Raw genomic sequence first — 24,304 nt, 5'->3', positions numbered from 1 at the left:
GCGGGGCGTTGCGGGCCTGCTCAGCCGAAGCCGCGGGCGTCCTGCTTGAGTGCGGTGTCCACCGTCAGGGCGGTCGCCACGACGAGGCTCAGCAGCGGTTCGGGCAGCTGGTAATGGATCTGCAGCACGTAGTTGTCCGCCGTGGTGAACATCGTCTTGGCGAGGCCTTCCCAGGTCTTGGTGATCCGGGCGATCTCGGCGTCGTTGTGGTCGACGATGGCGAAGTTCCAGGCGCGCCAGTTCTCCGCCTTGATGGCGCCGACCTTCTGGCCGTTGACCATCATGGCGAAGTTGATCTTGCCGATGGCGTTCTGCTGGACGATCTCGCCGACGGGCTGTCCGTCCGGACGCTGCACGACGACCCGGGACTTGATGAACTTCGCCGGCCGGGTCAGGAGCAGCTGCGGCTGACCGTAGGCGTCGCGGATCTCCAGTCGGTGCGTCAGGTACTGGTCGATGCTGGAGACGAACCTGAGCACCTTGCGGAAGGCGCTCTGCCCGACCTGCACGACGGAACCGACGGTGTTGCCCTGCTGGTCGAAGACGCGGTACTCGTTCGTGACCTCGATCAGCTTGGCCTTCTGGTTCACGACCAGGACCTGCTGGTTGAACAGCGACCCGGCGCCGGGAGCACCCTGCTGGGGTGCCGCCTGCTGGGGGGCCGCCTGCTGGGGGGCCGCCTGCTGCTGGGGGACCTGCTGCTGCGGGGCCATCTGCTGCTGGGGGACCTGCTGCTGCGGGGCCGCGGCCTGCGGCTGCACGGGGGCCTGGGCGGCGGCCTGAACGGCGGCAGGGGCCTGGCCGGCGGCGGGAGCCTGGGCCGGATGCGTGTGCTCGGTCCACTGCGAGCCGTCCCAGTAGCGCAGCAGTTGGGGCGCGCCATGGGGGTCCGGATGCCAACCCGCAGGTATGTTCGATTGCGTCGTCACCGGGGCACACTATCCTGCCTAGCTGTGGGCCACACTCATTGAAGTTTCACGCACCGTACGATGGCGGCGATGACCAGGCGGACTGAGCGGACGGACCGGCGGCGGGGCGGGGCCACCCCGTCCGTCGCGCTGGGCTGGGTGCTCGTCCTCATGGCCGTGTTCTTCTGCTGCTCGCCGTCCGTCACGGCCGCGCCCCGCGCCGACGTACCTGCCGGATCCGCCGTCCGGGCCTTCACCCCGGTGCCTGCCGTGTCCCTGTCGGTCGTCACGGCCGACGCCCCGGGCGAGCGCGGGCTCGGCAGCTCCTGCCACGGCGTGACGGACCACTCGACGGCCGTCGTACTCCCCGGCCCAGGCGCTCCCGCCGCCCTCCCCTGTACCTCGGCACTGCCCCCGGTCAGCCCTCTCACCGGTGCCGCCGTCATCCGGGGGCCCTCCAACGACGGTGCGGGCGCCGTCGATCATCTCCGTCTGCAGGTTCAGCGGATCTAGGAGCCCGGGCTCCTCCCGGTCGCCCGCGTACGGCGCCCAGGGGTCCGCCCATGCCTTGCTCCCCCGCATCGCGCGCGTCCCGCGCCCGCGCTGCGTTCCCCGTGAACCCGATGAACCCGAGGACCCGAGATGGCTTCCGCCAAGAACCAGAACAGCCCTGCCTCCGCCCGCCGCGCCAAGCTCGAGGAGGCCCGCCGCAAGGAGCGGGCCCGCGAGCGCCGCAGCCGCATCATCACCATCAGCGCCGCAGTGGCCGTGGTCGCCGCACTCGTGGCGGGTGGCGGGTACCTGATGTCGGCCGCCGACGAGCAGGACAAGGCGGAGGAGCAGGCCAGGACCTCCCCCGTCACGGGTGAGCGGTCCTGGGACAAGCTGAAGCAGAACCACGTCGAGAAGCCCGTCGACTACCCGATGAACCCGCCGGTCGGCGGTGACCACAACCCGGTCTGGATGAACTGCGACGCCGACGTCTACACCGAGGCGATACCGAAGGAGAACGCGGTCCACTCCCTGGAGCACGGCGCCGTCTGGGTCACGTACAACGAGAAGGCGAAGGGCGCCGACGTCGAGGCGCTCGCCGAGCGCGTGTCCAAGACCCCGTACTCCCTGATGAGCCCGGTGGCCGACCAGAAGGATCCGCTGGTTCTCAGCGCCTGGGGCAAGCAGGTCACGGTGAAGAGCGCCACCGACGCACGCGTCGGGCAGTTCTTCACCAAGTACGTCCAGGGTGCGCAGACCCCGGAGCCGGGTGCCGCCTGCAGCGGCGGGATCGCCAAGTGACCGCACCCCTGCGCGCGCCCCGGTCGCTGGTGGCGGCGGGCGCCGTGGTGTTCCTGGTGGCCGTGGGGCTGGTCCTGCTGATGGTCGTACGGCCGTCCTCGGCGTCCCCGTCCGGACAGTCCCCCTCGGGTTCCGGGGCGTCCGCCCCCTCGGAGAGCTCGGCCGATGTGGGATTCGCCCGCGACATGTCGATCCACCATCAGCAGGCGGTGGAGATGGCGTTCATCGTCCGGGACCGCACGGACGACGAGGACGTACGGCGGCTCGCGTACGACATCATCAACACGCAGGCCAACCAGCGCGGCATGATGCTCGGCTGGCTGGAGACCTGGGGGCGGCCCAAGAGCTCGGACCGGCCGCCGATGTCGTGGATGGGGCACACCGCCGCACCTGCGGCCGACGGCGCCCTGATGCCCGGCATGGCCACCGACACCGAGCTCGACCGGCTGCGCGCGGCCGGGGACAGGGACGCCGAAGTGCTGTTCCTCCGGCTGATGACCGTCCACCACCGTGCGGGCGCCGAGATGGCTCAGGCCGCGGCGGACGCGGCGGGCACGGAGGAGATCAGGAACCTGGCGGCCGGCATGGCCCGCGCCCAGGAGTCGGAGATCGCACTCATGGCGGACATGCTGAAGGCACGGGGCGCACAGCCCTGAGCCGGCGGGCGGCGACGGCCGGGGCACGGTGGCGCACCACCACCGGGTCCCGGCCGTCGTACGGCCGGGACCGAATTCACCTGCCGCCCATGCCCCGCTCATCAATCCGTCACCGGAGCACCGCCCCGTCGCCCGACACTTCCTGACGAGTCATGGACATGTCCCTCTCACGACAGGAAGCATCCGTGCGCGTGCACCGCTCCTCGCGTCTGACCGTCACCGCCCTCCTGGGTACGGCACTGATCACCCTCGCCCCGCTGTCCCCCGCGCAGGCACGGTCGCTGCCGGCCGTCGGGGCGACGTCGGAGACGACGGCGCTGTACGACGACGAGGCGGGCGGCAACGCCAACGCCGACGACCCCGCGATCTGGCGCAACCCGGCCGACCCGGGGCGCAGCCTGGTCGTCGCCACCGCCAAGGAGGGCGGGCTCCGGGTCTACGGGCTCGACGCCGCCCTGGTCCAGTCGATTCCGGCACCGTCGCCCGCGACCGAGGACGACACACCGGGCCGGTTCAACAACGTCGACCTCGTCACGGGGCTGCGCACCCCGGCCGGCCGCGCCGACGTGGCCGTGGTGAGCGACCGGGGCAACGACCGCCTCCGCATCTACCGCATCGACCTCTCGCGCCCCGGAAAGCCGCTGACCGACATCACGGATCCGGCCGCCGCCCCGGTCTTCTCGGCGGACCAGGCCGAGATCAACGACCAGCGCACCACGTACGGTCTGGCCGCCTGGCAGGACCGCGGCACCGGCCGTTCCTACGCCGTCGTCAGTCGGCGCAACGCCACCGAACTCGCGCTGCTGGAGCTGCGGCCGACGGCTGCGGGCACGGTCGGCTACCGCACGGTGCGCACCCTCACCCTTCCCTCGTCCTTCCGGCTCCCCGACGGCACGTCGTGGACCCCCTGCGGTGAGCCGGGCGAGCTGCCGCAGGTGGAGGGCATGGTCGTCGACCCGGCGAACGGTGTGCTCTACGCCGGCCAGGAGGACGTCGGCATCTGGCGCGTCCCGGCCGGTCTCGACGGGCGCCCGGTCCTGGTCGACAAGGTCCGGGAGTACGGCGTCCCCGGGACGTACGACCCCGCGACCGAGGAGTGCGCGCCCGGCACCGACCCCGGTTTCGGCGGCAAGCGGCTGGCCGCGGACGTGGAGGGGCTGACCCTCTTCCGGGAGGCGGACGGCGACGGCCACCTCATGGCGTCCAGCCAGGGCGACAACACCTTCGCCCTGTACGACCGCGAGATCTCCGAGCACAACGAGTACGAGGGCGGGTTCCGCATCACCTCCGTGTCGGCCGACCTCGACGGCAGTGAGGAGTGCGACGGTGCCGCCGTGCTGAACGAGCCGCTGGGCGCCCGCTACCCGCGCGGTCTGCTGGTGGTCCAGGACGGGCACGAGACTTCCGGGCCGGGCCGTGAGGAAGGCCGGGAGAGCACCGGATTCAAGTTCGTCGACCTCGGTGCGGTGACCGACGCGGCGGACCTGTAGGACCGCCGGGCATCACGGGTGGGACGCGCCGCCGGAAGTCGTCGCGTCCCACGTCGCCGCCCGGCCCGCCGGGAGCGGTCTCACGTCTCCCCTCGCTTCGCCGCCTGGACCTGCTCGTACACATGGGTGCGCAACTCCGCGAAACGGGGCAGTACACGGGTGGTCAACTGGTCCCGCTCGTCGGGGAGATCGATCTTCACCTGCTCACGTATCACCGTCGGCGCCCCGGAGAGGACCAGCACCCGCTGACCCAGGTACACCGCCTCGTCGATGTCGTGCGTGACGAAGAGGACGGTTATCGCGAGCTCCTGCCAGAGCCCACGCACCAGGTCCTCGAGATCGGCGCGGGTCTGGGCGTCCACGGCGGCGAACGGCTCGTCCATCAGGAGGACTTCCGGCTCGTAGGCGATGGCCCGCGCGATCGCCACGCGCTGCTGCATCCCGCCGGAGAGCTGCCAGGGATAGGCGCCGCCCGCGTCCGCGAGACCGACGGCGGCGAGGGAGCGCTCGACGAGTTCGTGGCGCCGCGCCCGGTCCATCGACCTCTTCTGCCGCAGCGGAAGGCCGACGTTGTCCCGTACCCGCATCCACGGGAACAGGCTTCGCCCGTACTCCTGGAAGACCACGGCCATTCCGGGCGGCGGGCCGGTGACGCGGGTGCCGTTCAGGTGGATCTCACCGGACGTGGGCGTGAGCAGCCCGCCGACACACTTCAGCAGGGTCGTCTTGCCGCAGCCGGACGGGCCGACCAGGCAGGCCAGTTCGCCCGGTGCGAGGCTGAACGTCAGATCGCGTACGGCTTCCACGCGGCGGCCCTGACCGTCGTAGACCTTGTGCAGGCCCCGTACATCGAGCATGTGCTGCGGTCCTTCCACGACGGGGTCCTTCACGGCGTCGGTCACCGGTTCGTTCACGGCTGCCTCCGGGACGCGCGCAGACCGTGGTACCAGGCGAGGGCGCGGCGTTCGACGAGTTGGAAGAGCACGGAGAGCAGGAAGCCCAGAAGACCGAGCAGGAGGATGCCGCTCCACATCTCGGGGATGGCGAAGCTGCGCTGGAACTGCACGATGGCGAAGCCGAGTCCGTTGCTGGCGGCGAACATCTCGCTGATCACCATCAGGATGATCCCGATCGAGAGCGCCTGGCGAAGTCCCGCGAATATCTGGGGACTTGCGGAGCGCAGCAGCAGGTGGCGGAGGCGGACGCCGCCTCGCAAGCCGTAGGCGCGGGCGGTCTCCCTCAGGACGGGGTCGACGGCCCGTACGCCCTCGACCGTGTTGAGCAGGACGGGCCAGACGCAGCCGCTCGCAATGACGAGGATCTTCATCGTGTCCCCGATCCCGGCGAACAGCATGATGACCGGGACGAGGACCGGCGGGGGTACGGCCCGGAGGAATTCGAGCACGGGCTCGGTCGCGGCCCGCACCCGCCTGTACGAGCCGATGACGATCCCGGTGGCCACTCCCAGGACGGCCGCGACGGAGAACCCGGCGAGCAGGCGCACGATGCTCGGCAGGACGTCGCCGGTGATCCTTTCCCCGGTCCAGACGTCGCCGAAGGCCGTGACGATGGTGCGCAGCGGCGGCGAGTAGACCTGGGTGCTCGCGTCGGAGGCCACCCACCAGACGGCGAACAGGGCGGCCGGCAGCCCGAGGGCGAACAGCACCTGGGCGAGGGCGCGCCTCACAGGGCCGCCTCGCCGCGGACCGACTGGTGCCAGGCGAGCGCCCGGCGCTCCACGGCGCGTGCGCCGAGGTTGACGATCAGGCCGAGCAGACCGGTGACGACCACCAGGGCGTACATCTCGGGGACTGCCTGCGAGGTCTGTGCGACGGCGATCCGTGCGCCCAGCCCCGGGGATCCGATGACGAGTTCGGCGGTGACCGCGAGGATGAGCGCGACGGAGGCGGCGAGCCGGACGCCGGTCATGACGTACGGCAGGGCGGTGGGCCACACGACATGGCGGATGCGGGCCCGGGCGGAGAGGCCGTAGCTGCGGGCCGTCTCGTCGGCGACCGGGTCGACGTCCTGTGCCCCGTACAGCACCTGGACGAGGATCTGCCAGAAGGCCGCGTAGACGACCAGGAGCAGGGTGGAGCGCAGGTCGGTGCCGTAGAGCAGGACGGCGAGAGGGATCAGGGCCACCGAGAGTATGGGGCGCAGGAATTCGACCGTGGACGCGGTGGCACGGCGCAGGTGGGGAACGCTGCTGATGGCGGTTCCGGCGGCGACGCCCAGCACCGTGGCGATCAGCAGGCCGACGGACCAGCCGGTCAGGGTGTCGCCGAGCGCCGTCCAGAACGCGGCGTCGGCCAGTTCGTCCGCGAGCGCACCGGCGATGCGGCTGGTGGGCGGCAGGTAGTCGGGCGAGACCAGACCACTGCGCGGGACGACTTCGACAAGGGCGAGGAAGCCGGCCGCTCCGGCGAGGCCGAGCGCGGCGTCGACCGGCCCCTGCCGGACGCTGCGGCCGCGTGCCGCGGGGGTCTTCGATGGTGTGGCGGTCGTCATGGCAGGAGCGCGTCCAGGTCCGGGGTGCCGGAGAGGAGGCCGTCGCGCTCACCGAGCCGGCCGAGGGTTTCGAGGGATGCCCGGTTCGGTTCGGCCGGCCACTTGGGCAGGGTCATCGTCTGGAGCGTCGACTCGGGGATCTTGGTGTACGTGGTGAGGATCTTGCGGACCTCGTCGGGGTGACTGTCGGCGTAGGCCAGGGACTCCCGGGTCGCTTCCTGGAACTTCTCCACCAGCTCCGGGTTCTTCTGGGCGTACTGCTGCGAGGTGAAGTAGAGGGCGACCGTCAGGTCCGGCGCCAGGTCGACGAAGTTGGACGCGATGACACGGGCGCCCTTGCCCTTGACGGTGGCGAGCGCGGGTTCGACGACCCAGGCGGCGTCGACCTGTCCGCCGTCGAGCGCGGCCGCCATCTGGTCGAAGGGAAGCTCCACGAATTCGACCTTCGAGGGGTCTCCGCCCGCCTTGCTGACCGACGCGCGCACGGAGGTGTCACCGATGTTCTTGAGGGTGTTGACGGCGACTTTCTTCCCCTCGAGGTCCTTCGCGCTCTTCAACGGGCTGTTCCCCCTGACCACGATGCCCGCGAAGTCCCCGCCGTCCTCGCCGGTGGAGGCGACACCGTTGGCGACGGCCTTGACGGGGACGTTCTTGTCGGCGGCGATCATCAGCGACGTGACGTTGGAGAAGCCGAACTGGAACTGGCCGCTGACCACGCCGGGCACGATCGCCGCGCCTCCCTGGGCGCCCACGAGCGTCAGATCGATGCCCCGCTCGCTGTAGAAGCCCTTCTCCTCGCCCAGGTAGATGGGTGCGACATCGACGATGGAGATGACTCCGACCTTGACGGCGACCTTTCCGTCCTTCGACGGAGTGGACGGGTCCGAGGATCCACAGGCCGCGGTCGTGGAGACGAGGAGCGCGGCGGTGAACCCGACAAGCAGACGACGCATGGTGCCCCCGGAATGGTGGTGGCGCTCGACATGGCGTGCGGGGAACGAACAGTGGTTCCCGGTGGGAACATAGGGCTGCCCGGCGAGAGGGGTCAACCACCGTGCACGGACCCTTCTGCCTTGTTTCCAGTGCTTCTTGAGGGAGCGTCAGGTTCATTGACGCACCGATGACCGGCCCCTACCGTGCACCTGGCGCACAGTTGTGCGCACTCTCGCGACAGAGGGGCGACCGGTGGACGGACAAGCGCGTGAGCCGTACTTCGTGCAGTCCTTCGAGCGCGGTCTCGCCGTCATCCGCGCCTTCGACGCGGACCGTCCTGAGCTCACCCTGAGCGAGGTGGCACGGGTCTGCGACATCACGCGGGCCACTGCACGCCGGTTCCTGCTGACACTCGTCGACCTCGGCTACATGCACACCGACGGGCGGCTCTTCCGGCTCACCCCGCGCGTCCTCGAACTGGGCTACGCCTACATCTCCAGCTACTCCCTGCCCCATGTGGCCGAGCCCCATCTGGAGAGGCTCGTCTCGGAGGTCCGCGAGTCGTCGTCGCTCTGCGTGCTGGACGGGGACGACATCGTGTACCTGGTAAGGGTGCCGACGACCAGGATCATGACGGCGTCCATCACGGTCGGCACCCGGTTCCCCGCCCTGGTGACGTCGGTCGGCCGGGTGCTCGTCGCACACCTGCCGGAGAGCGAGATCGGGCCCCGGGTGCGGCGGGCCCGGACCGAACCGTTCACGGAGCGGACGGTTCTCGGGCCCGAGCTGCTGCTCGACGAGCTGCGCCGGGTCCGCAGGCAGGGCCACGCCATCGTCGACCAGGAGCTGGAGGAGGGGCTCCGTTCGGTGGCGGCTCCCGTCAGGGACCGGGAGGGGACGGTCGTCGCGGCGGTGAACATCCCCGTGCACGCGAGCCGGAACTCCGTCGATTCGATCCGGCGGGACCTGCTGCCGCCGCTCCTGGCCACCGCCGCCCGGATCGAGGCGGACCTCAGGGTCGTACCGCAGGGTGCCGCGCGCACACGCTGACGGCCCGGGCGGTTGCGGGCCGCGCGCACGCGCTGACGGCGGGCCGCGCGCACACGCTGACCGCGGCCCTCCACCCGCAGACCGGACGAGCCCTCCAGAGGTCCGTACACACGTACGCCATCGCATAGGCTCGTCAGCGATATGAAGAGCTACCTCACACCGCTGGGGTCCAAGGCGGACAAGGACACGGTGCGACGCCACAACCTGAGCCTCGTGCTGCGCGCGGTACGGGACGACGGCGAAGCCGGCGAGGCGACCAGGGCCGGGGTGTCGGCCCGGGTGGGGCTCACCAGGGCCGCGGTGTCCTCCCTCGTCGAGCAGCTGCTGGACAGCGGCTTCGTCACCGAGTCCGGCAAGACGTTCAGCGGGCAGGCGGGACGCCCCGGCACCGCGCTGAAGGTGGCCCGTACCGGCCCCGCGGGCCTCGGTGTGGAGATCAACATCGACTACGTGTCGGTGTGCGTCGTGGACCTCGCGGGGACCGGACGGGTCCGGCAGACCGAACACCTGGACAACCGCGGCGCCCCGCCCGGCGAGGTGCTGGCGAGGGCCGCCGCGATCGCCGCGCGCACCCTGGACTCGGCGCGGGAGCAGGACCTCTACCCGGTCGGGGCGACGCTCGCGCTGCCGGGACTCGTCTCGGGCGGTTCGGTCCGCCAGGCACCCAACCTGGGCTGGAACCAGGTCGCGGCGGAGGACCTGTTCGCCGAGGCCCTGAGCGGGCTGCGCCCGGGTGCGCCCGAGCTGCCGGTGCGCTCGGAGAACGAGGCGAACCTCGCGGCGCTGGCGGAGCTGTGGTTCGGCGGGCTCGGTCCGCTTCGCACCTTCCTGTACCTGACGGGTGAGATCGGTGTCGGTGGCGCCCTCGTGCTCGACGGCGAACTCCTGCGCGGTGCGCACGGGTTCGCCGGAGAGATCGGGCACGTGGTCCTGGACCCGGCCGGTCCGGAGTGCCGGTGCGGCTCGCGAGGCTGCCTCGAGCAGTACGCCGGCCAGACCGCGCTGCTTCGCTCGGCAGGGATCGAGGAGGCCGTCGGTGGGGCCGCCGGGGTGATGGAGCTGGAGCGCCATGCGCAGGCCGGCGAGGCCCGGGCGCTCGCCGCCGTCGCCGAGGCGGGCCGGATGCTGGGGCGCGTCCTGTCCGGCGCGGTGAATCTGTTCGACCCCGACGCGGTGGTGCTCGGCGGGATCTACCGGGGTCTGATGCCGTGGCTCTCGCCGCCGGCCGACGAGGAGCTCACCGGCCGGGTGGTGTCGGGCCTCTGGTCGCGGGGCAGCGGCCGACTGCGCGCGTCGTCCGTGGCGGGTGACGCGGCGCGGGGCGCGGCGGCGCTGGTGGTGCAGGACGTGCTGGCGGATCCGGTGGCGTACGCACGGCCCGCCCCGCTGGAAGCCTGACCGCCGGTACGGGGGCGGGCCATCCCGCCCCCGTACCGGCGGGGGCCGCCCCCGTGTCCGGTCGCCGTCAGCGCACGCCCAGCAGGTGGTCCATCGCGAGCTGGTCGAGGGCCTCGAACGCCATGCCGCGCTCGGCCGCGGCGGTGACGTCGAAGGCCTCGTACGCCGAGCGGTCCGCGAGCAGCCCCGCGACACCGTCGGCCGCAGTGGGCTGGGCCAGCTCGTCCAGGCGGGAGGCGGTCAGGGCCTCCTGCACGGCCGGGTCGGCGCGGAAGGCCGCGGCGCGCTCCTTGAGGATCAGGTAGTTGCGCATGCAGCCCGCGGCGGAGGCCCAGACACCGTCGTAGTCCTCGGTGCGCGGCGGCTTGAAGTCGAAGTGGCGCGGACCTTCGTAGCCGCTCTCCAGCAGGTCGACGAGCCAGAACGCCTGGCGCAGGTCGCCTGCGCCGAAGCGCAGGTCCTGGTCGTACTTGATGCCGGACTGGCCGTTGAGGTCGATGTGGAAGAGCTTGCCCGCCCACATCGCCTGGGCGATGCCGTGCGGGAAGTTCAGGCCCGCCATCTGCTCGTGGCCGGTCTCCGGGTTGACGCCGACCAGCTCGGGGCGCTCCAGGCGCTCGATGAAGGCCAAGGCGTGCCCGATGGTCGGCAGGAGGATGTCGCCGCGGGGCTCGTTCGGCTTCGGCTCGATCGCGAAGCGGAGGTTGTAGCCCTGCTCGGTGACGTAGTCGCCCAGCAGGTCGAAGGCCTCCTTCATGCGGTCCAGCGCCACGCGGACGTCCTTGGCGGCACCGGACTCGGCGCCCTCGCGGCCGCCCCAGGCGACATACGTCTCGGCGCCCAGCTCGACGGCCAGGTCGATGTTGCGGATGACCTTGCGCAGCGCGTACCGCCGCACGTCGCGGTCGTTCGCGGTGAACGCGCCGTCCTTGAACACGGGGTGCTTGAAGAGGTCGGTGGTGGCCATCGGCACGATGAGTCCGGTGGCGTCCAGAGCCTGGCGGAACCTCTTGACGTGGCCCTCGCGCTCCGTGTCCGTGGAGCCGAACGGGATGAGGTCGTCGTCGTGGAACGTCACGCCGTAGGCGCCGAGCTCCGCCAGGCGCTGGACGGATTCGACCGGGTCGAGCGCGGCCCGGGTGGCATCACCGAACGGGTCGCGGCCCTGCCAGCCCACGGTCCACAGGCCGAAGCTGAACTTGTCCGCAGGGGTGGGCGTGAAGCGTTCCGTCATCGTCTGTCCGCCTTCGCACGCGTCGGGTCCGGCACCGGCCTTCCCGGCCGGAACAATTTGTTCAGTCGCATGACTAATCATGCACGGGGCACCCCGTCGGCGTAACCCCTCGAACGCGAAACGGGGGCCGCCTCTGTTCCCGGCGCCTTCGATCACGTAATTTGTTTGTCGCACAACCAAAATCTGCGCGACCTCCTGCGTACGACCGGAACCCCTGCACGAGAAGAGGTAGCCCATGCCGCCGCGTACCGTCGTCATCGGCGTGGACAGCTCCACCCAGTCCACCAAGGCGGCCGTCACCGACGCCGAGACGGGCGAGCTGCTCGCCGTCGGCCGTGCCCCGCACGTGGTCACCGGAGAGGGCGGGGCGCGCGAGAGCGACCCCGAGGTCTGGTGGCGGGCACTCTGCGACGCCGTCGCCGCCGGGCTCAAGGAGTCCGGGCTCTCCGCGTCCGCCGTCACCGGTATCGCCGTGGCCGGACAACAGCACGGCCTGGTCGTGCTCGACGAGACCGGCCGCCCGCTCCGCCCGGCCCTGCTGTGGAACGACACCCGCTCCGCCCCGCAGGCCGCCGCCCTCACCACCGCCCTCGGCGGACCCGAGGCCTGGACCGCCCGCACCGGCTCCGTGCCGGTTGCGGCGATGACCGCGTCCAAGTGGCAGTGGCTGCGCGAGAACGATCCGGCGAACGCGGCCGCGGCCACGGCCGTACGGCTGCCGCACGACTTCCTGACCGAGCGGCTCGCGGGCACGGCGGCGACGGACCCGGGCGACGCCTCCGGCACCCTCTGGTACTCGACCGCCACCGGCGCGTACGACGCCGAGCTGCTCGACCTGCTCGGCCTGGACGCCTCGCTGCTGCCCCCGGTCGCCGCCACCGGCGCGACCCGGATCGGCTCGCTGACCGCTGCCGCGGCGGAGTCCCTGGGCCTTCCGGCCGGGATCGCCGTCGCAGCCGGTACGGGTGACAACATGGCCGCCGCAGTCGGTCTCGGCCTCGGCGGCGCCGGCCTCCTGGACCACCCCGTCCTCAGTCTCGGCACCTCCGGCACGGTCTTCGCCGCGTCCCGTGCCCGGCCCGCGTCCACGGCCCTCTCCGGGTTCGCCGCGGCGGACGGCACGTACCTCCCGCTGGCCTGCACCCTCAACTGCACCCTCGCCGTCGACAAGGTCGCCACCCTGCTCGGTCTGCACCGCGATGACGCGACGCCGGGCGGCGCGGCCGTGCTCCTTCCCTACCTGGACGGCGAACGCACCCCGGATCTGCCCACCGCGTCCGGTCTCCTGACGGGGCTCCGGCACGACACCACCCCGCAGCAACTGCTGGGCGCCGCCTACGAGGGCGCGGCGTTCACCGTGCTGCGCGCGCTCGACGAACTGCTGCGGTCGTGCGGTCTGGACCCGGCCGACCCCGATGTCGCCGGCCGGCCGCTGCGGCTCATCGGCGGCGGCGCCCAGGGCCGCACCTGGGTGGAGACGGTACGCCGCCTCTCCGGGCGGCCTCTGATCGTGCCCGGCAGTGGCGAACTGGTCGCACTCGGCGCCGCGGCCCTCGCCGCGTCGGCGGCCGGCGGCGGCGACCCGGTCGCGGTGGCGACCCGCTGGAACGAGAAGGCCGAGGACACGCAACTCCCGGCCGTGGAACGCGATACGGAGACGTGGGAGCGGGTCGGCTCGGTGCTGGATCGAGCGTCGGAGCCGCTGCTCGGGGGCTGAGCCCGGGACGTGAAACGGCGTCCCGGGGACTGCTTTTGGGGATGACTGCGGATCTTCAATAGGATCCGGCGATGATCACAAGAAAACGGCTGAAGGCCGGGGTGTGCGTGCTGCTCGCCACCCTGGCCGCCGGGCTCGGCACCGCGCTCCCTGCCGCCGCCGACGAACCCTCCTCCCCCGCGTCGCCCAAGGTCGAACTGGTCCTTGACGTCAGCGGTTCCATGCGTGCCCGCGACATCGACGGCCAGTCCCGGATATCCGCCGCCAAGCAGGCGTTCAACGACGTGCTCGACGCGGTTCCCGAGGAGGTGCAGCTCGGCATCCGGACGCTCGGCGCCGACTACCCGGGCGACGACCGGAAGACCGGCTGCAAGGACACCAAGCAGCTCTACCCGGTCGGGCCCCTGGACCGCACCGAGGCCAAGGCCGCGGTCGCCACACTGGCGCCGACCGGCTGGACCCCGATCGGCCCCGCCCTGCTCGGCGCGGCCGACGACCTCGAAGGCGGTGACTCCACCCGGCGCATCGTCCTGATCACCGACGGCGAGGACACCTGCGGCCCGCTCGACCCGTGCGAGGTCGCGCGGGACATCGCGGCCCGTGGAATCCACCTGGTCATCGACACGCTGGGCCTGGTGCCCAATGCCAAGATCAGGCAGCAGCTGACCTGCATCGCCGAGGCCACCGGCGGAACCTACACGGCCGTTCAGCACACCGACGAACTCTCCGGGCGCGTCAAACAGTTGGTGGACCGGGCCGCCGAGCCCGTCGTCACCCCGGTGGCGACCGAGGGCGCGGGCAACTGCTCCGCGGCACCCCAGCTGAAGGCCGGTCTGTACACCGACCGCCAGGAGTTCGGGAAGCACCGCTGGTACCGGGTGGACGTGCTGCCCGGTGAGGAGCTGCGTGCCTCGGTGAGCGTGGCCGCGGACCGTGCCGTCAACAACGACTACGGCGTGCTGCTGCGGGCGGTGACCGCGCACGGGCGCGAGATCGTCCGGGGCGCCGGGTCCGGCACAGGACGTACGGACGTGATCTCTTCCGGCCTGCGCTATCCGAAGGCCGAACAGGACGACACGGACGGCGACGTGAAGCCCGCCGCCGAGACCGTCTGCCTCCAGCTCAGCAACTCCTTCTCGGCGCCCGCGTCCGTGAAGACCACCCCCGGCATGCCCGTCGAACTGACCATCGACCTGGTGGCCGCGCCCGACGGCGCAGCCGACGCGGCCGCGTTCGGACTCGGCCGTGGCTGGTGGCTGCTGGGCGTCATGGTCCTGACCGGGCTGGTCGCGGGCCTGCTGACCGGCTTGATCTCACGCTGGCGCGTCGCCGTATGGAGGACCAACTGATGCGTACCACCCGCAGGAACACCGTGTTGCGCGGCTGTGCGGTCGCGCTGCTCGCCGGCGTCACCCTGTTCACCTCGGCGGGCGGTGCCCTCGCCGACGACCCGTCGGCGAGCGCGAGCCCCGCCGAGGACGGCGAGGCCGGGCCGACCGAGGCGGGCACCACGTTCCGTACCGCCACCGCGATCCAGCAGGACATGACCGCCACCGCGGACGCCTCCACGGGTGACTACCTGTACTGGGTGTTCCCGGCCGACACCGGTCAACGACCCACTGTCCGGGCGAAGATCACCCTGCCCGAGAGCGCGGCCCGGCACGGTGCGTCGACCTGGCAGGTCGACGTGTACGACGGGCTGCGCCGCCGCCAGGCCTGCATGTACGGCCACCAGACCAGGAAGGCCGCGGCGGACGCGGCATCCGTCGAGCTGTCGTGTGTGCTGCGTACGGTTCGGGCCTGGTCCGAGCCGTGGGCGGACGACCCGCTGCCCGGAAGCTACTACGTACGCCTGACGGTCGTCCGGGCGGCCGAGGAGGACCTGGGCCTGCCGGTCCACGCCGAGACCGAGGTCACCTCCGTCGACAGTGGCGGCGCGCACGACGTGGGCGGCGAACTCGCCGAACCTCTCGTGCCGGGCGCGTCCTCCGTCGAACAGGCCGCCGACACGGGCGACGACACGGACTCGCCCCGGGTCTCGCTCGGCAGCGAGCCGGAGGACGGCTGGGCCTCCGGCTGGTGGACCGACCGCTGGCTGTGGACGGCGGGCGGCGCCGTACTCGCCGCGCTGGCAGGCGTGTTCGGCTACGGCCTGACCCGTGGCCGCGGGCGTCCGTCCCGGGTTCCGCCGGGCGTCTGACCCTTTGCTGCCCCAGCCGGAGGGCTGTCGGCCGGGCTCTGTGCCCCGGTCGGCGGCCCTCCGGCGTGTCCGGGCATCACCTGGCTCAGTCCGCCGAGGAGATGGGCCCAGAAGGCCGCGTCGCGGTACGCCTCGCGGGTGTGCCCGAGGGCGGTGTAGAAGACCCGGGCACCGCCGTGCTCATGGGTCCAGACGAGCGGGTGGTCCGCGCCCATGCCCCCTCCTTCGTACGAGGACTCGTCGGCGGAGGCCAGCACCCGCACGGTGTCGCGCGGGACGGCCCGGAAGTCGTACCACTCGTACTGGATTCACTGTCACAAGCTGATAGGCGGCCGCCCCATGCAGCTGGACGGTGGCCTCGGGCATCGCCTCGGCAACCGCCTGCCGGACCTGCTGCCTGGTGGCTCCGGAGGCAATCTCCGTGACCTCCCGCCAGGAGAGTGAGCAGTAGCCCTGGCTGAGCCAGGCCGGAATGAAGTCGTGCCCGTCCACACTGTGCCCGCGGACCAGCCAGCCGCGCTGCTCATGCCTTACGGCACCCTTGCGCCAGCGGCCGACCAAGGGCTCGTCGTAGAAGTCGACGGCTGGCCGACCTGGACCTCCAGCGTTCTGCTGAGCGTCAGCAGGTCCTTGTCGTCGTTGCCGGTGGGATCGGAGAACTCGTCCGCGAACGCCTTGAGGATCTCGTGCTTGTGGTGGGCACTGGGTACTTCGATAAGTACCGTTTCGAGAGCGACCCTGTCCTCCTCGATTCCATTGCCCAGGCGATGGTCACGCTCGTACCGAAGGACACTGAGGTGCTGGCTGGCCTCGAGATGGGTGGTATCCCGGTGGTCACCGCGCTCGGCCGGCATACCGGCCTTCCCTGCGCCTTTGTCCGCAAGCAGGCCAAGTCATATGGAACGTGCCGCCTGGCTGAAGGCGCGGACATCGCCGGGCGGCGAGTGCTGGTCGTGGAAGACGTGGTCACCAGCGGTGGTCAGGTTGTGCTGTCCACCACCGACTTGCGTGCTCTGGGGGCAGACGTCCGCGAGGCACTCTGCGTCATCGACCGCCAGCAGGGCGGGGCTGAGGCGCTTGCGGCCGAGCGAATCCAACTGCTGGCACTGCTGACTGCGGATGATCTGAGAACCGCAGTCTGAGGCAAAGAGGCATCCGCATGGGTCAGTCAGGCGAGGAGGACTCGTTTCCGAAGGAGAGAGCAGCCCGCGCGGCCGAACATCTGCCGCTTGAGCATTTTGATGCGGTTGACGTGTCCTTCGACGACGCCGGAGCTCCAGGGCAGTGTGAGGCCGGCGATGACGGCGTCCCGGTCGCGGTCGATGCCTGCGGCCAGGGTGTGCAGGCTGGGCAAGTCGTCTTGGCGGACGGCGTGCAGCCACTGTGGGAGCCGTTCGCCCTGGCGCTCGGCGAGCATCCGGGCGAAGGACCGAACGTGGCCGGTAAGGGCGTCGAGTTCGGCACAGTTGGCCAGGACAGCTCTGAGCCGGAGTGGTTCGATTTCGGTGAGGGATTCCGGGCGGTTGAGGATCCACCTGGTCACCACCCGGGGTGCCGGCGGCTGTGCGGTCACCGGGCGAGGCGAGGTGCGCTTCCTTCTGATGTAGGCGCTGACAATGCCGTAACTGCCCAGGTAGCCGCGCGGGACGATCTCTTCCCAGAGCTTCCAGGCGTTGGTGCAGCCGTCGTTCCAGCGGTCGTCCAGGTAGGGCTTGTACTCGTCCAGGGCGGAGGTCCGGTTGTACTGCCACTGCCCGCGGAAGAGATCTTCGGGCCTGGCGGCGTCGGCAAGGCCTTTGACGGTGCGATGGGTCATGTGGAGCTGTCGTCCGATCGAGCGGCGGCTACGGCCGGCTTCCAGCAGCGCGTGGACGGTGGCGTGCCTGGCTCGGATGCGGTTGGCGAACCGGTCGCTCTGCCACGGCGAGATCGAGGTCGCTTCGCCAGCCACTCGGCCAGGCTGGACGCCTCCCGGTCAGGCAACAGGTCCACCGGCCGACGGGTCTCGCAGTCGACCAGCACCGTGCCGTAGACCCGCCCTTTGCGCGTCGCCTAATCATCGACACCGACCACCCGCGGGGCCGGCGCGTCCGGGTCGGGCAACGTGTCGAGCAGACGCAAGATCGTGCTGCGGCTGACGGACGCGCCAAAGACCCGTGCCAGCCGGGCACCGGCCCGGCCGGCGAGGGCCAGACCGATCGCCGCGAACGTCGAACGCAGTCGCTCGGTCCACCGGCTACGCCGCCTGGTCAGCCCCGGCATCTGCTCGACGAATGTCCGCCTTCCGCACGAAGCGTCCCGACAGAAGAACCGTCGGACCCGCAGACAGAGGACCACCCGCTGTCCCCCGCTTGAGACATCGGCAGGAAAACGCAGGTAGGAGCTGTGAATTCGGCTCGAACGACTGCCACAGTCCGGACACGCAGCCCCGACCGCAGTACACCGGGCCTCGACGCGTACCCCTTCGTCGTTCACCTCCACCGCGCTGGGCAAGCCCTTCACCCGCTGGTCGGTCCGTAAACTGGTCGATCACCTGCGCCGGAATATCGCCAGGCCCGTTCGGATCGGACGTGCGTAAGGCCCTGCGGTGCGTGCTTATTGGGAAGAGGCTCCCTCATGACCCGCACCACCCCGCCACGTCCCCTCCACGTAGAAGCGGCTTTCCCTGCCCTGGCAGCCCACCGGCGCACAACCACACGGCTGCACCCCCGTCACGGCTCTCCCGGGGCCCAGGACAGCTCGGTGGCGGGCCCTCTGCTCTGGCCGGCCGACGAACCGTGGCCGGTGTGCAAGGCCGTCCACCCGAAGGGCACAGGCCACCTCCTCTCCGATGTGCGGCAGCTCCGCCGAATCCAGGAGAACGCCCGGGAACGGGAGTACACCGACGAGGAACAGCGCCTGATCGAGGGGATGACCGAGGGCAATCACGTCCCGGAACTGCAGGAGCGTGCCCCGCTGCCGATGCTGGCCGTTGCCCAGCTGTACGCACGGGAGATTCCCGATCTCGTGGGACCCGAGGACCACGACCTTCTGCAGGTCTTCTGGTGCCCCTTCGAGGTGCACGGCGCCGACCGCACAATCGACGTCGTACTGAAGTGGCGACGGTCCACCGGTGTCGGCGCCGTACTCACGCCGCAGCCCGAACCGCCGGTGGTCGGCCGGAAGGAATGCGTGCCGAACATGTGCGTCGTGCACCCTGAGCGCGTCGTGGAGCACGAGTACCTCGGGCTGCTGGAGGAGGAACTCCAGGAGGAGATCGACGAGTGGGAGGAGGGTCTCCTCGACGAGGAAGAGGAAGACGAGGTCGAACCGCCCTCGTCAGCGAGCTACGCGACGTATGAGGAGTACGCAGAGGCGATGGCCGTGGCCCAAGCTGCGGAGCCTGAGGAGATCAACTACATGAGCGATCTGTCGATCGCTCCTGGCTGGAAGGTCGGCGGCTTTGCTTCATGGCACCTGACCGACCCCGCTCCGGTCGACTGCGGGGTGTGCGGGGCAGCGATGCCGCCCCTTCTCACCGTGGCCACATGGGAGTGTGACGGAGCCTCACGCAGCTGGCTGCCGATCGAGGACCGGGACGCCGGCGGCGACCCCCACGCCACCAACCCGACCGACGTCTACCTCGGCCGCGGCCTGATGCGCGTACACACCTGCCCCACCGATCCGGCTCACCCGCACCGGCTCAGCTTCCAGTAACCAGGGATCCCCCGTCCTCGCCGGTCTCGCCCCCCGACCCAACGGTGCTGAAGGAGTTTTTCCGGTGCGGCCGATGCCGGCATCCCCGGACAAGGCACCTTGCTTCACCTGCCTCCGGCGACGTGGAATCCCGTTTACGGCACTCGGGGCAGGGGCCGCGCGGCGCATCCCGCCGACCGCCGCGGCCTCACCCCGATGTTCTGGGGCCTGGGCCGCCACAGCTTGACCCCCTCCATACCGCCCCGGTGCCTACGCCCGCTGCGCGACCCGGACGCGCCCGAGCTGGACGAGGACGACCAAGGCGCGGACTGAACGCCCACATCGGGTGACGCGGGCATATCAGGTGTTCGGGACGGAGACCGGGGATGTAGGCGGGTGCCAGGTGAGAATCCAGCCGGCGGGAAGCGCCGCCTGCCAGGGCGATTGCGCCGCCTGTTCCGATGCTGCGGCCACCGAGCCGAAGCAGGCCGGCCCGGCGCCGCACGGCCCGCGGGCACCACCGCGGCGACGCGCTAATCCTGGCCTCAGGTTGATCGTGGACAATGAGCGGCAAAAGCATCGACTGGAAGGGGGCGGGCCGGCGTGCGGATCATGATCGCGGATGATGAAGTGGCCATCCGTGAGTCGCTGGAGCGAGTGCTCCAGGTCGAGGGTTACGACACCAGCACCGTCGCCAACGGTCTCGCCGTGCTCGACGGGGTCGGTGGGGCCGGCGGTGACACGCTGGATCTGCTGATCCTCGACGTGATGATGCCCCGCCTCGGCGGGTTGGAGACCTGCCGGCGGTTGCGGGCCGCGGGTCGGGATCTGCCGGTGCTGATGCTGACCGCCCGTGACCAGGTCTCCGACCGGGTCGCGGGGCTGGACGCGGGTGCCGACGACTACCTGCCCAAGCCGTTCGCCACCGAGGAGTTGCTGGCCCGGGTGCGGGCCCTGCTGCGCCGGCGCACGCCGACCGACGGGGAGTCGCAGATCCTGTCGTTCGCCGACGTCCGGCTCGATCCCGACAGGTTCGAGGCGTGGCGGGGCGGGCGGCCGCTGCGCCTGACCCGGACCGAGTTCTCCCTCCTGCAGGTCCTCGTGCGCAACGCGACCCGGGTCTTGACCCGCGACGCGCTGTTCGAGGCGATCTGGGGCTTCGACATGAGCGCCACCGCCAACAACCTCCAGGTATACGTGAGCTATCTGCGCCGCAAGATGGAGGCCGAGGGTGAGCCGCGATTGATCTACACGCTGCGCGGCCTGGGATACGCGATGCGGGAGACTCCTCCGTGAGCAGGCCCGCCGGCCGGGAACCGCGCCGGCTGACCCGATGGTGGCGCCGGCGGTCCCTGCGGACCAGGCTGACGGTGATCGCCGCGACGGCCATCGCGGTCAGCGTGTTCGTGGCCTTCCAGGTGGCCAGCGAGCTACTGGACTGGGAGCTGCAGGACAGCGCCGAGAATCAGCTGCGCGCCGACTCCCGCGTCCTGGCGACGAACGCGGAGCGCGCCGGTCTGGCGCAGGTCCAGCTACCGCCGTATCCCGGATCCGGTCGGCTGGTGCGGGTCATCCTGCCCGACGGCTCGATCCGGACACCGGGCGGCCAACCCGCGCTGCCCCCGGTCAGCGAGCACGCCGGGCGCGTGGCGCAGGGCGCGTCGGCCGACCTGATGGAGTCGAACGACAGCGACGACGACGGCTACCTCATCTACACCCTGCGGGCGGGCGAGGGCGCGGTCCAGGTGGCCCTCGTCGTCGACGACAGCCCGATCAACAGGTTCGGGTTGGGCATGCTGCTGATCGGGCTGCTCTGCGTGGTCGGCGGCGCCCTTGTCGGGCGGACCGTGGCGCGGACCGGGCTGGCACCGATCGACCGGCTGACCGCCGCCGCGGTACGTGTCGCGCACACCCGGGATCTCGACGCCGACATCCCGGATGAGGGCGGTGGGGAGATCCGGCGGCTGATCCAGTCGATCAACGACATGCTCGCCGCGCTCCGGGACTCCCGGCGGGCCCAGCGGCTGCTCGCCGAGGACGCCGCCCACGAGCTCAAGACCCCGCTCACCAGCTTGCGCCTCAATGCCGAGCTGCTGATCCGGCTCGATCGGCGCGGCACCCTGGACAGCGCACTGCCGACGGAGAGCCGGACCCGGCTGCTCAACGATCTCGGCGCCCAGGTAGCCGAGTTGAGCACCCTTGCCGCCGAGCTGACCGACCTGGCGCGCGGTGACGTCAGCGACGAGAACACCGAGCTGCTCGACCTCGCCGACGTGGTGGTTGCCGCCGCGACGCGGGCACGTTCCCGCGTTCCCGACATCGAGGTCGCGCTCGACGTGACCTCCGTGTGGGTGAGCGGGCGTCCCGCTGCGCTCCAGCGGGCGGTACTCAACCTCATCGACAACGCCGGCAAGTGGTCCCCCGCGGACCAGCCGGTCCAGGTCCGGCTCCGTGCCGAGGGCGCGTCGGCGGTGCTTGAGGTCGACGACGCCGGGCCGGGCATCGACGCCGCCGATGTACCGCGGGTGTTCGACCGGTTCTACCGTGCCGACAGCGCCCGGGCGTTGCCGGGATCCGGTCTGGGGCTGTCGATCGTGCAGCGGGTCGTCGACGCCCACGGCGGCCGGGCCACCGTCGCCCGCTCCGCACGCGGTGGAGCGCTGCTTCGGGTCGACCTTCCGGCCGAGGCCCCGCCCGCCCCGATCGTGCGGCTCACCGCCGGGGAGGACACCGCGGCGCGCTGACCCGCCCCGGCTGCGCGGCGCAGAACAAGGGACGGCGGCCCTCGGGCATGGCCCCGCGCGACTCACCGTCGGGGCCGAACGCCGCGATGCGCCGACCCCAGTCCCGGCGCGTGGCGCAGGACCAAAGGGCCGCGACCGTCGGGCCCATGAAAAGGTCCGGGACGGGGGGCCCTGGGTTCCCGTCCCGGATCTCGTCCGTGCCGCCGGCTCACCGTTGCAGCGCGGGCTCCTCGTCGTCGGCGAGCGGCTGTTGACCGTCCGGCAGCTCCGCCGCTGGACGGGACAGCCGGCTCGGCCACCACATCCGCCGGCCGATCAGCAAGGTGAGGGCGGGCACCAGGACCGACCGCACCAGCAGGGCGTCGAGCAGCACGCCGAAGGCGACCAGGAACCCGACCTCGATCAGCATCACCAGCGGAAGTGTGGCGAGGACCGCGAACGTGGCCGCCAGGACCAGGCCTGCCGAGGTGATGACGCCACCGGTGGCCGAGAGGGCCTTGAGCATGCCCTCTCTGGCGCCGAGACGCACGGTCTCCTCCCGGGCCCGGCTGGCCAGGAAGATGTTGTAGTCGACGCCGAGCGCCACCAGGAACAGGAATGCCAGCAGCGGCACCGAATAGTCGACGCCCTTGAACCCGAGGATCGTGTCGAAGACGAACACGCTGCCGCCGAAGGCCGCGGCGAATGAGACGATCACGGTGGCCATCAGGACCAGGGGGGCCACGATCGCGCGCAGCAGCAGCCCGAGGACGATCAGGACGACGGCGAGCACCAGCGGGATCACCAGCTTCTCGTCGCGCTTGGTGGTCACCTCGGTGTCGAGGTTCTCCGCACTCGGCCCGCCGACGATCGCCTCCGCCCCGCTCACCGCGTGCACGGCGGTGCGCACCCGCTTGATCGTGTCGTACTCTGCGACGGTGTCCGGCGCGTCCTTCGGGAACACTGAGATGTTGGCCCAGCCACGGCTGGTCTGCTCCGGAACGGCCAGGGCCACACCGCGAGTGCCCTTGACAATGTCGAGCACCCGCTCCTGGTGCGCCGGCCGCGTGAAGATCGTTATGGGCTGGCCGCCCAGCTCCGGGAAGTGCTGGCGGAGAACGGTGAAGCCGGTGACCGACTCCGGCGCGGACAGGAACTGGTCCTGCTCCCGCAGCGCGCCGGTGTTGCCCGCCAGCCCGAGGGCGAGCACCCCGAGGACTCCGAGCGAGCCGAGCGTCGCCACCCACCGGCGCCGGCTGATGGCGGTGCCGAGCCGTCCCCACAGCCCCGGCTTCTCCTCTACGGCCGTGCTGAACCGCGGGATGGCCGGCCAGAAGATCCGCCTGCCGAGCACCACGAGCACCGCCGGGAACAGCGTCAGCATGGCCACCAGCGCGCACAGGATGCCGGCCGCACCGATCGGTCCCAACCCGCTGGTGCTGTTCAGGTCCGCGACGAGCAGGCAGAGCAGGCCGGCGACCACGGTCGCCGCGGACGCGACGATGGCCGGCGCCGCGCCGCGTAGCGCGTGGACCATCGCGACCTGGACGTTCTCATGGTGGTGCAGTGCCTCCCGATATCGAGCGATGAGCAACAGCGCGTAGTCCGTGCCGACGCCGAATACCAGGATCGTCAGCAGCGCCGAGTTCTGATCATTGACCACGATGCCGAAGCCCTTGACGAGCAGGTAGACGGTCCCCATCGAGGTCAGTGCCGCCGCGCCGACGGCCACCAGCGGGATGATCCACAACACCGGGCTGCGGTAGGTGAGGATGAGCAGGAGCGTGACGACGACGATGGTGGTGAGGAGAACCTGCACGTCGATGCCGTCGAAGACGGCATCCATGTCGCCGTCGATCGCGCCCGGGCCGGTCACGTCGAGTTCCAGGCCCGAGGGGCGGTCCTTCGCGGCGTCACGCAACGGGCCGACGATGTCCTCCGGTGCGCCGTAGGCCGTGCTCACCTCGAGGGTGAACATCATCGCCTTGCCGTCGGTGGAGGGTCTCGTCGATGGGCCCTCGTCATCGCCGCCGGCCGGGGTCGCCACCTTCGGCGGGTACCGCTTGGCAAGGGTGTTGTAGTGGCGCTCGACCGTCGCGCGGTCGGCGTCGGTCATGTCGTCGGCGCGGTGGTACACGAAGACGAACGTGTTGTCGTCACCGCCGGGGAGACTGTCGTCCAGCACCGCCACCTTGGTGGACTCGGCATTGGCCGGCAGGGTGTCTACGGCGCTGTCGGTGGTGACCGAACTCAACTTTCCGCTCAGCGGCACCATGAACACCGCCAGCACCAGCCACAAGCCAATCACCAACCACGGCACCCACCGGCCTGCCAACCGACCGGCCGGCGCTTCCCCGGACGGCGCTGCGTTGACTGCCATCACTAGCCTCCTACATACGGGTTACATCGCTTATCTGGATGCCTACTTCTACGGAGCGAACCTGAGACGACCGTTAGAGCCCGTGAAGTAACTGGCGCGACGTCGTGCACCGGGTGGGTGTGATGGGTCTGCCGCA

Annotated in this window: 22 protein-coding genes and 2 pseudogenes; 14 read left to right on the top strand and 10 right to left on the bottom strand. The window is 71.0% G+C overall.

The window, feature by feature from the left end:
• Nucleotides 1-20: 20 nt before the first annotated feature.
• On the bottom strand, nucleotides 21-929 hold the full coding sequence (locus ABZS61_RS11960) for a phospholipid scramblase-related protein (RefSeq protein ID WP_356418182.1): 909 nt from the start codon (nucleotides 927-929) through the stop codon (nucleotides 21-23).
• Nucleotides 930-998: 69 nt separating this feature from the next.
• On the opposite strand from ABZS61_RS11960, the gene ABZS61_RS11955 reads away from it, so the two are divergent.
• The 4 genes from ABZS61_RS11955 to ABZS61_RS11940 all read left to right on the top strand — a co-directional run bounded on the left by ABZS61_RS11955 (nucleotide 999) and on the right by ABZS61_RS11940 (nucleotide 4,347).
• Nucleotides 999-1,421: a hypothetical protein gene (locus ABZS61_RS11955; RefSeq protein ID WP_356418180.1), complete on the top strand. Its 423-nt coding sequence runs from the start codon at nucleotides 999-1,001 to the stop codon at nucleotides 1,419-1,421.
• 129 nt (nucleotides 1,422-1,550) lie between these two features.
• The gene (locus tag ABZS61_RS11950) at nucleotides 1,551-2,201 is read left to right on the top strand and encodes a DUF3105 domain-containing protein (RefSeq protein WP_356418178.1); all 651 of its coding nucleotides are present in this window, start codon (nucleotides 1,551-1,553) and stop codon (nucleotides 2,199-2,201) included.
• Nucleotides 2,198-2,857 carry a DUF305 domain-containing protein gene (locus tag ABZS61_RS11945; protein WP_356418176.1) on the top strand — a complete coding sequence of 220 codons (660 nt, stop codon included), beginning with the start codon at nucleotides 2,198-2,200 and terminating at the stop codon, nucleotides 2,855-2,857. The genes ABZS61_RS11950 and ABZS61_RS11945 overlap by 4 nt, the downstream gene beginning before the upstream one ends.
• Before the next feature lie 185 nt (nucleotides 2,858-3,042).
• Nucleotides 3,043-4,347: a phytase gene (locus ABZS61_RS11940; RefSeq protein WP_356418460.1), complete on the top strand. Its 1,305-nt coding sequence runs from the start codon at nucleotides 3,043-3,045 to the stop codon at nucleotides 4,345-4,347.
• Between the two features lie 80 nt (nucleotides 4,348-4,427).
• Here ABZS61_RS11940 and ABZS61_RS11935 read toward each other — a convergent pair whose 3' ends face one another.
• From ABZS61_RS11935 to ABZS61_RS11920, 4 genes are read right to left on the bottom strand one after another with little or no spacing between them, the layout of a single operon-like run.
• A complete protein-coding gene (locus ABZS61_RS11935; RefSeq protein WP_356418456.1) occupies nucleotides 4,428-5,204 on the bottom strand; it encodes an ABC transporter ATP-binding protein in 777 nt (258 codons plus the stop codon).
• A gap of 53 nt (nucleotides 5,205-5,257) precedes the next feature.
• Nucleotides 5,258-6,034, bottom strand: a complete 777-nt coding sequence (locus ABZS61_RS11930; RefSeq protein WP_356418174.1) for an ABC transporter permease — start codon at nucleotides 6,032-6,034, stop codon at nucleotides 5,258-5,260.
• Nucleotides 6,031-6,858, bottom strand: coding sequence for an ABC transporter permease (locus tag ABZS61_RS11925; protein WP_356418172.1), 828 nt, complete (start codon nucleotides 6,856-6,858; stop codon nucleotides 6,031-6,033). The genes ABZS61_RS11930 and ABZS61_RS11925 overlap by 4 nt, the downstream gene beginning before the upstream one ends.
• The gene (locus tag ABZS61_RS11920) at nucleotides 6,855-7,811 is read right to left on the bottom strand and encodes an ABC transporter substrate-binding protein (RefSeq protein ID WP_356418170.1); all 957 of its coding nucleotides are present in this window, start codon (nucleotides 7,809-7,811) and stop codon (nucleotides 6,855-6,857) included. The genes ABZS61_RS11925 and ABZS61_RS11920 overlap by 4 nt, the downstream gene beginning before the upstream one ends.
• Nucleotides 7,812-8,043: 232 nt before the next feature.
• Between ABZS61_RS11920 and ABZS61_RS11915 the strand changes: the two genes are divergently transcribed.
• Nucleotides 8,044-8,841, top strand: a complete 798-nt coding sequence (locus ABZS61_RS11915; RefSeq protein WP_356418168.1) for an IclR family transcriptional regulator C-terminal domain-containing protein — start codon at nucleotides 8,044-8,046, stop codon at nucleotides 8,839-8,841.
• Between the two features lie 141 nt (nucleotides 8,842-8,982).
• A complete protein-coding gene (locus ABZS61_RS11910; RefSeq protein WP_356418166.1) occupies nucleotides 8,983-10,239 on the top strand; it encodes an ROK family protein in 1,257 nt (418 codons plus the stop codon).
• 67 nt (nucleotides 10,240-10,306) lie between these two features.
• Here the strand turns inward: ABZS61_RS11910 and xylA are convergent, their stop codons facing one another.
• On the bottom strand, nucleotides 10,307-11,473 hold the full coding sequence (gene xylA / locus ABZS61_RS11905; protein WP_356418164.1) for a xylose isomerase: 1,167 nt from the start codon (nucleotides 11,471-11,473) through the stop codon (nucleotides 10,307-10,309).
• A gap of 235 nt (nucleotides 11,474-11,708) precedes the next feature.
• Here xylA and xylB point away from each other — a divergent pair, with 235 nt between their 5' ends.
• The 3 genes from xylB to ABZS61_RS11890 all read left to right on the top strand — a co-directional run bounded on the left by xylB (nucleotide 11,709) and on the right by ABZS61_RS11890 (nucleotide 15,390).
• Nucleotides 11,709-13,190: a xylulokinase gene (xylB, locus tag ABZS61_RS11900; protein WP_356418162.1), complete on the top strand. Its 1,482-nt coding sequence runs from the start codon at nucleotides 11,709-11,711 to the stop codon at nucleotides 13,188-13,190.
• Between the two features lie 71 nt (nucleotides 13,191-13,261).
• Nucleotides 13,262-14,539, top strand: coding sequence for a VWA domain-containing protein (locus ABZS61_RS11895; protein WP_356418160.1), 1,278 nt, complete (start codon nucleotides 13,262-13,264; stop codon nucleotides 14,537-14,539).
• Nucleotides 14,539-15,390, top strand: coding sequence for a hypothetical protein (locus tag ABZS61_RS11890; protein ID WP_356418158.1), 852 nt, complete (start codon nucleotides 14,539-14,541; stop codon nucleotides 15,388-15,390). Before ABZS61_RS11895 ends, ABZS61_RS11890 begins: the two co-directional genes overlap by 1 nt.
• Nucleotides 15,391-15,473: 83 nt before the next feature.
• Here the strand turns inward: ABZS61_RS11890 and ABZS61_RS11885 are convergent.
• A pseudogene (locus tag ABZS61_RS11885) lies at nucleotides 15,474-15,689 on the bottom strand (ThuA domain-containing protein); the annotation flags it as partial.
• Nucleotides 15,690-16,076: 387 nt separating this feature from the next.
• Between ABZS61_RS11885 and ABZS61_RS11880 the strand changes: the two are divergent.
• A complete protein-coding gene (locus ABZS61_RS11880) occupies nucleotides 16,077-16,532 on the top strand; it encodes a phosphoribosyltransferase family protein (protein ID WP_356418156.1) in 456 nt (151 codons plus the stop codon).
• Between the two features lie 26 nt (nucleotides 16,533-16,558).
• Here the strand turns inward: ABZS61_RS11880 and ABZS61_RS11875 are convergent, their stop codons facing one another.
• The gene (locus ABZS61_RS11875) at nucleotides 16,559-17,341 is read right to left on the bottom strand and encodes a transposase (protein WP_356418154.1); all 783 of its coding nucleotides are present in this window, start codon (nucleotides 17,339-17,341) and stop codon (nucleotides 16,559-16,561) included.
• Nucleotides 17,342-17,442: 101 nt separating this feature from the next.
• Complete coding sequence (locus ABZS61_RS11870; RefSeq protein WP_356418453.1) at nucleotides 17,443-17,865, bottom strand: transposase family protein; 423 nt, start codon at nucleotides 17,863-17,865, stop codon at nucleotides 17,443-17,445.
• Between the two features lie 10 nt (nucleotides 17,866-17,875).
• On the opposite strand from ABZS61_RS11870, the pseudogene ABZS61_RS11865 reads away from it, so the two are divergent.
• The 4 genes and pseudogenes from ABZS61_RS11865 to ABZS61_RS11850 all read left to right on the top strand — a co-directional run.
• A pseudogene (locus ABZS61_RS11865) lies at nucleotides 17,876-17,959 on the top strand (transposase); the annotation flags it as partial.
• 173 nt (nucleotides 17,960-18,132) lie between these two features.
• Complete coding sequence (locus ABZS61_RS11860; RefSeq protein ID WP_356418152.1) at nucleotides 18,133-19,086, top strand: hypothetical protein; 954 nt, start codon at nucleotides 18,133-18,135, stop codon at nucleotides 19,084-19,086.
• A gap of 582 nt (nucleotides 19,087-19,668) precedes the next feature.
• Nucleotides 19,669-20,361 (top strand): response regulator transcription factor, encoded by a 693-nt coding sequence (locus tag ABZS61_RS11855; protein WP_356418150.1) that lies wholly within the window; start codon nucleotides 19,669-19,671, stop codon nucleotides 20,359-20,361.
• Nucleotides 20,358-21,809, top strand: coding sequence for a HAMP domain-containing sensor histidine kinase (locus tag ABZS61_RS11850; protein WP_356418148.1), 1,452 nt, complete (start codon nucleotides 20,358-20,360; stop codon nucleotides 21,807-21,809). The genes ABZS61_RS11855 and ABZS61_RS11850 overlap by 4 nt, the downstream gene beginning before the upstream one ends.
• A gap of 208 nt (nucleotides 21,810-22,017) precedes the next feature.
• On the opposite strand, the gene ABZS61_RS11845 is transcribed toward ABZS61_RS11850, so the two are convergent.
• Nucleotides 22,018-24,168: an MMPL family transporter gene (locus ABZS61_RS11845; protein ID WP_356418146.1), complete on the bottom strand. Its 2,151-nt coding sequence runs from the start codon at nucleotides 24,166-24,168 to the stop codon at nucleotides 22,018-22,020.
• Nucleotides 24,169-24,304 lie beyond the last annotated feature (136 nt).

Source organism: Streptomyces sp. NPDC005566 (assembly GCF_040605575.1).
GTDB lineage: Bacteria > Actinomycetota > Actinomycetes > Streptomycetales > Streptomycetaceae > Streptomyces.
Note: the sequence above shows the minus strand (reverse complement) of the source record. Positions and strands in the feature narration are given on the sequence as shown.

Coding starts and splice junctions, on each gene's coding strand:
- ABZS61_RS11955 (WP_356418180.1), top strand. CDS start 999: ATGACCAGGCGGACTGAGCGGACGGACCGGCGGCGGGGCGGGGCCACC.
- ABZS61_RS11950 (WP_356418178.1), top strand. CDS start 1,551: ATGGCTTCCGCCAAGAACCAGAACAGCCCTGCCTCCGCCCGCCGCGCC.
- ABZS61_RS11935 (WP_356418456.1), bottom strand. CDS start 5,204: ATGCTCGATGTACGGGGCCTGCACAAGGTCTACGACGGTCAGGGCCGC.
- ABZS61_RS11925 (WP_356418172.1), bottom strand. CDS start 6,858: ATGACGACCGCCACACCATCGAAGACCCCCGCGGCACGCGGCCGCAGC.
- ABZS61_RS11920 (WP_356418170.1), bottom strand. CDS start 7,811: ATGCGTCGTCTGCTTGTCGGGTTCACCGCCGCGCTCCTCGTCTCCACG.
- ABZS61_RS11910 (WP_356418166.1), top strand. CDS start 8,983: ATGAAGAGCTACCTCACACCGCTGGGGTCCAAGGCGGACAAGGACACG.
- xylA (WP_356418164.1), bottom strand. CDS start 11,473: ATGACGGAACGCTTCACGCCCACCCCTGCGGACAAGTTCAGCTTCGGC.
- xylB (WP_356418162.1), top strand. CDS start 11,709: ATGCCGCCGCGTACCGTCGTCATCGGCGTGGACAGCTCCACCCAGTCC.
- ABZS61_RS11895 (WP_356418160.1), top strand. CDS start 13,262: ATGATCACAAGAAAACGGCTGAAGGCCGGGGTGTGCGTGCTGCTCGCC.
- ABZS61_RS11890 (WP_356418158.1), top strand. CDS start 14,539: ATGCGTACCACCCGCAGGAACACCGTGTTGCGCGGCTGTGCGGTCGCG.
- ABZS61_RS11845 (WP_356418146.1), bottom strand. CDS start 24,168: ATGGCAGTCAACGCAGCGCCGTCCGGGGAAGCGCCGGCCGGTCGGTTG.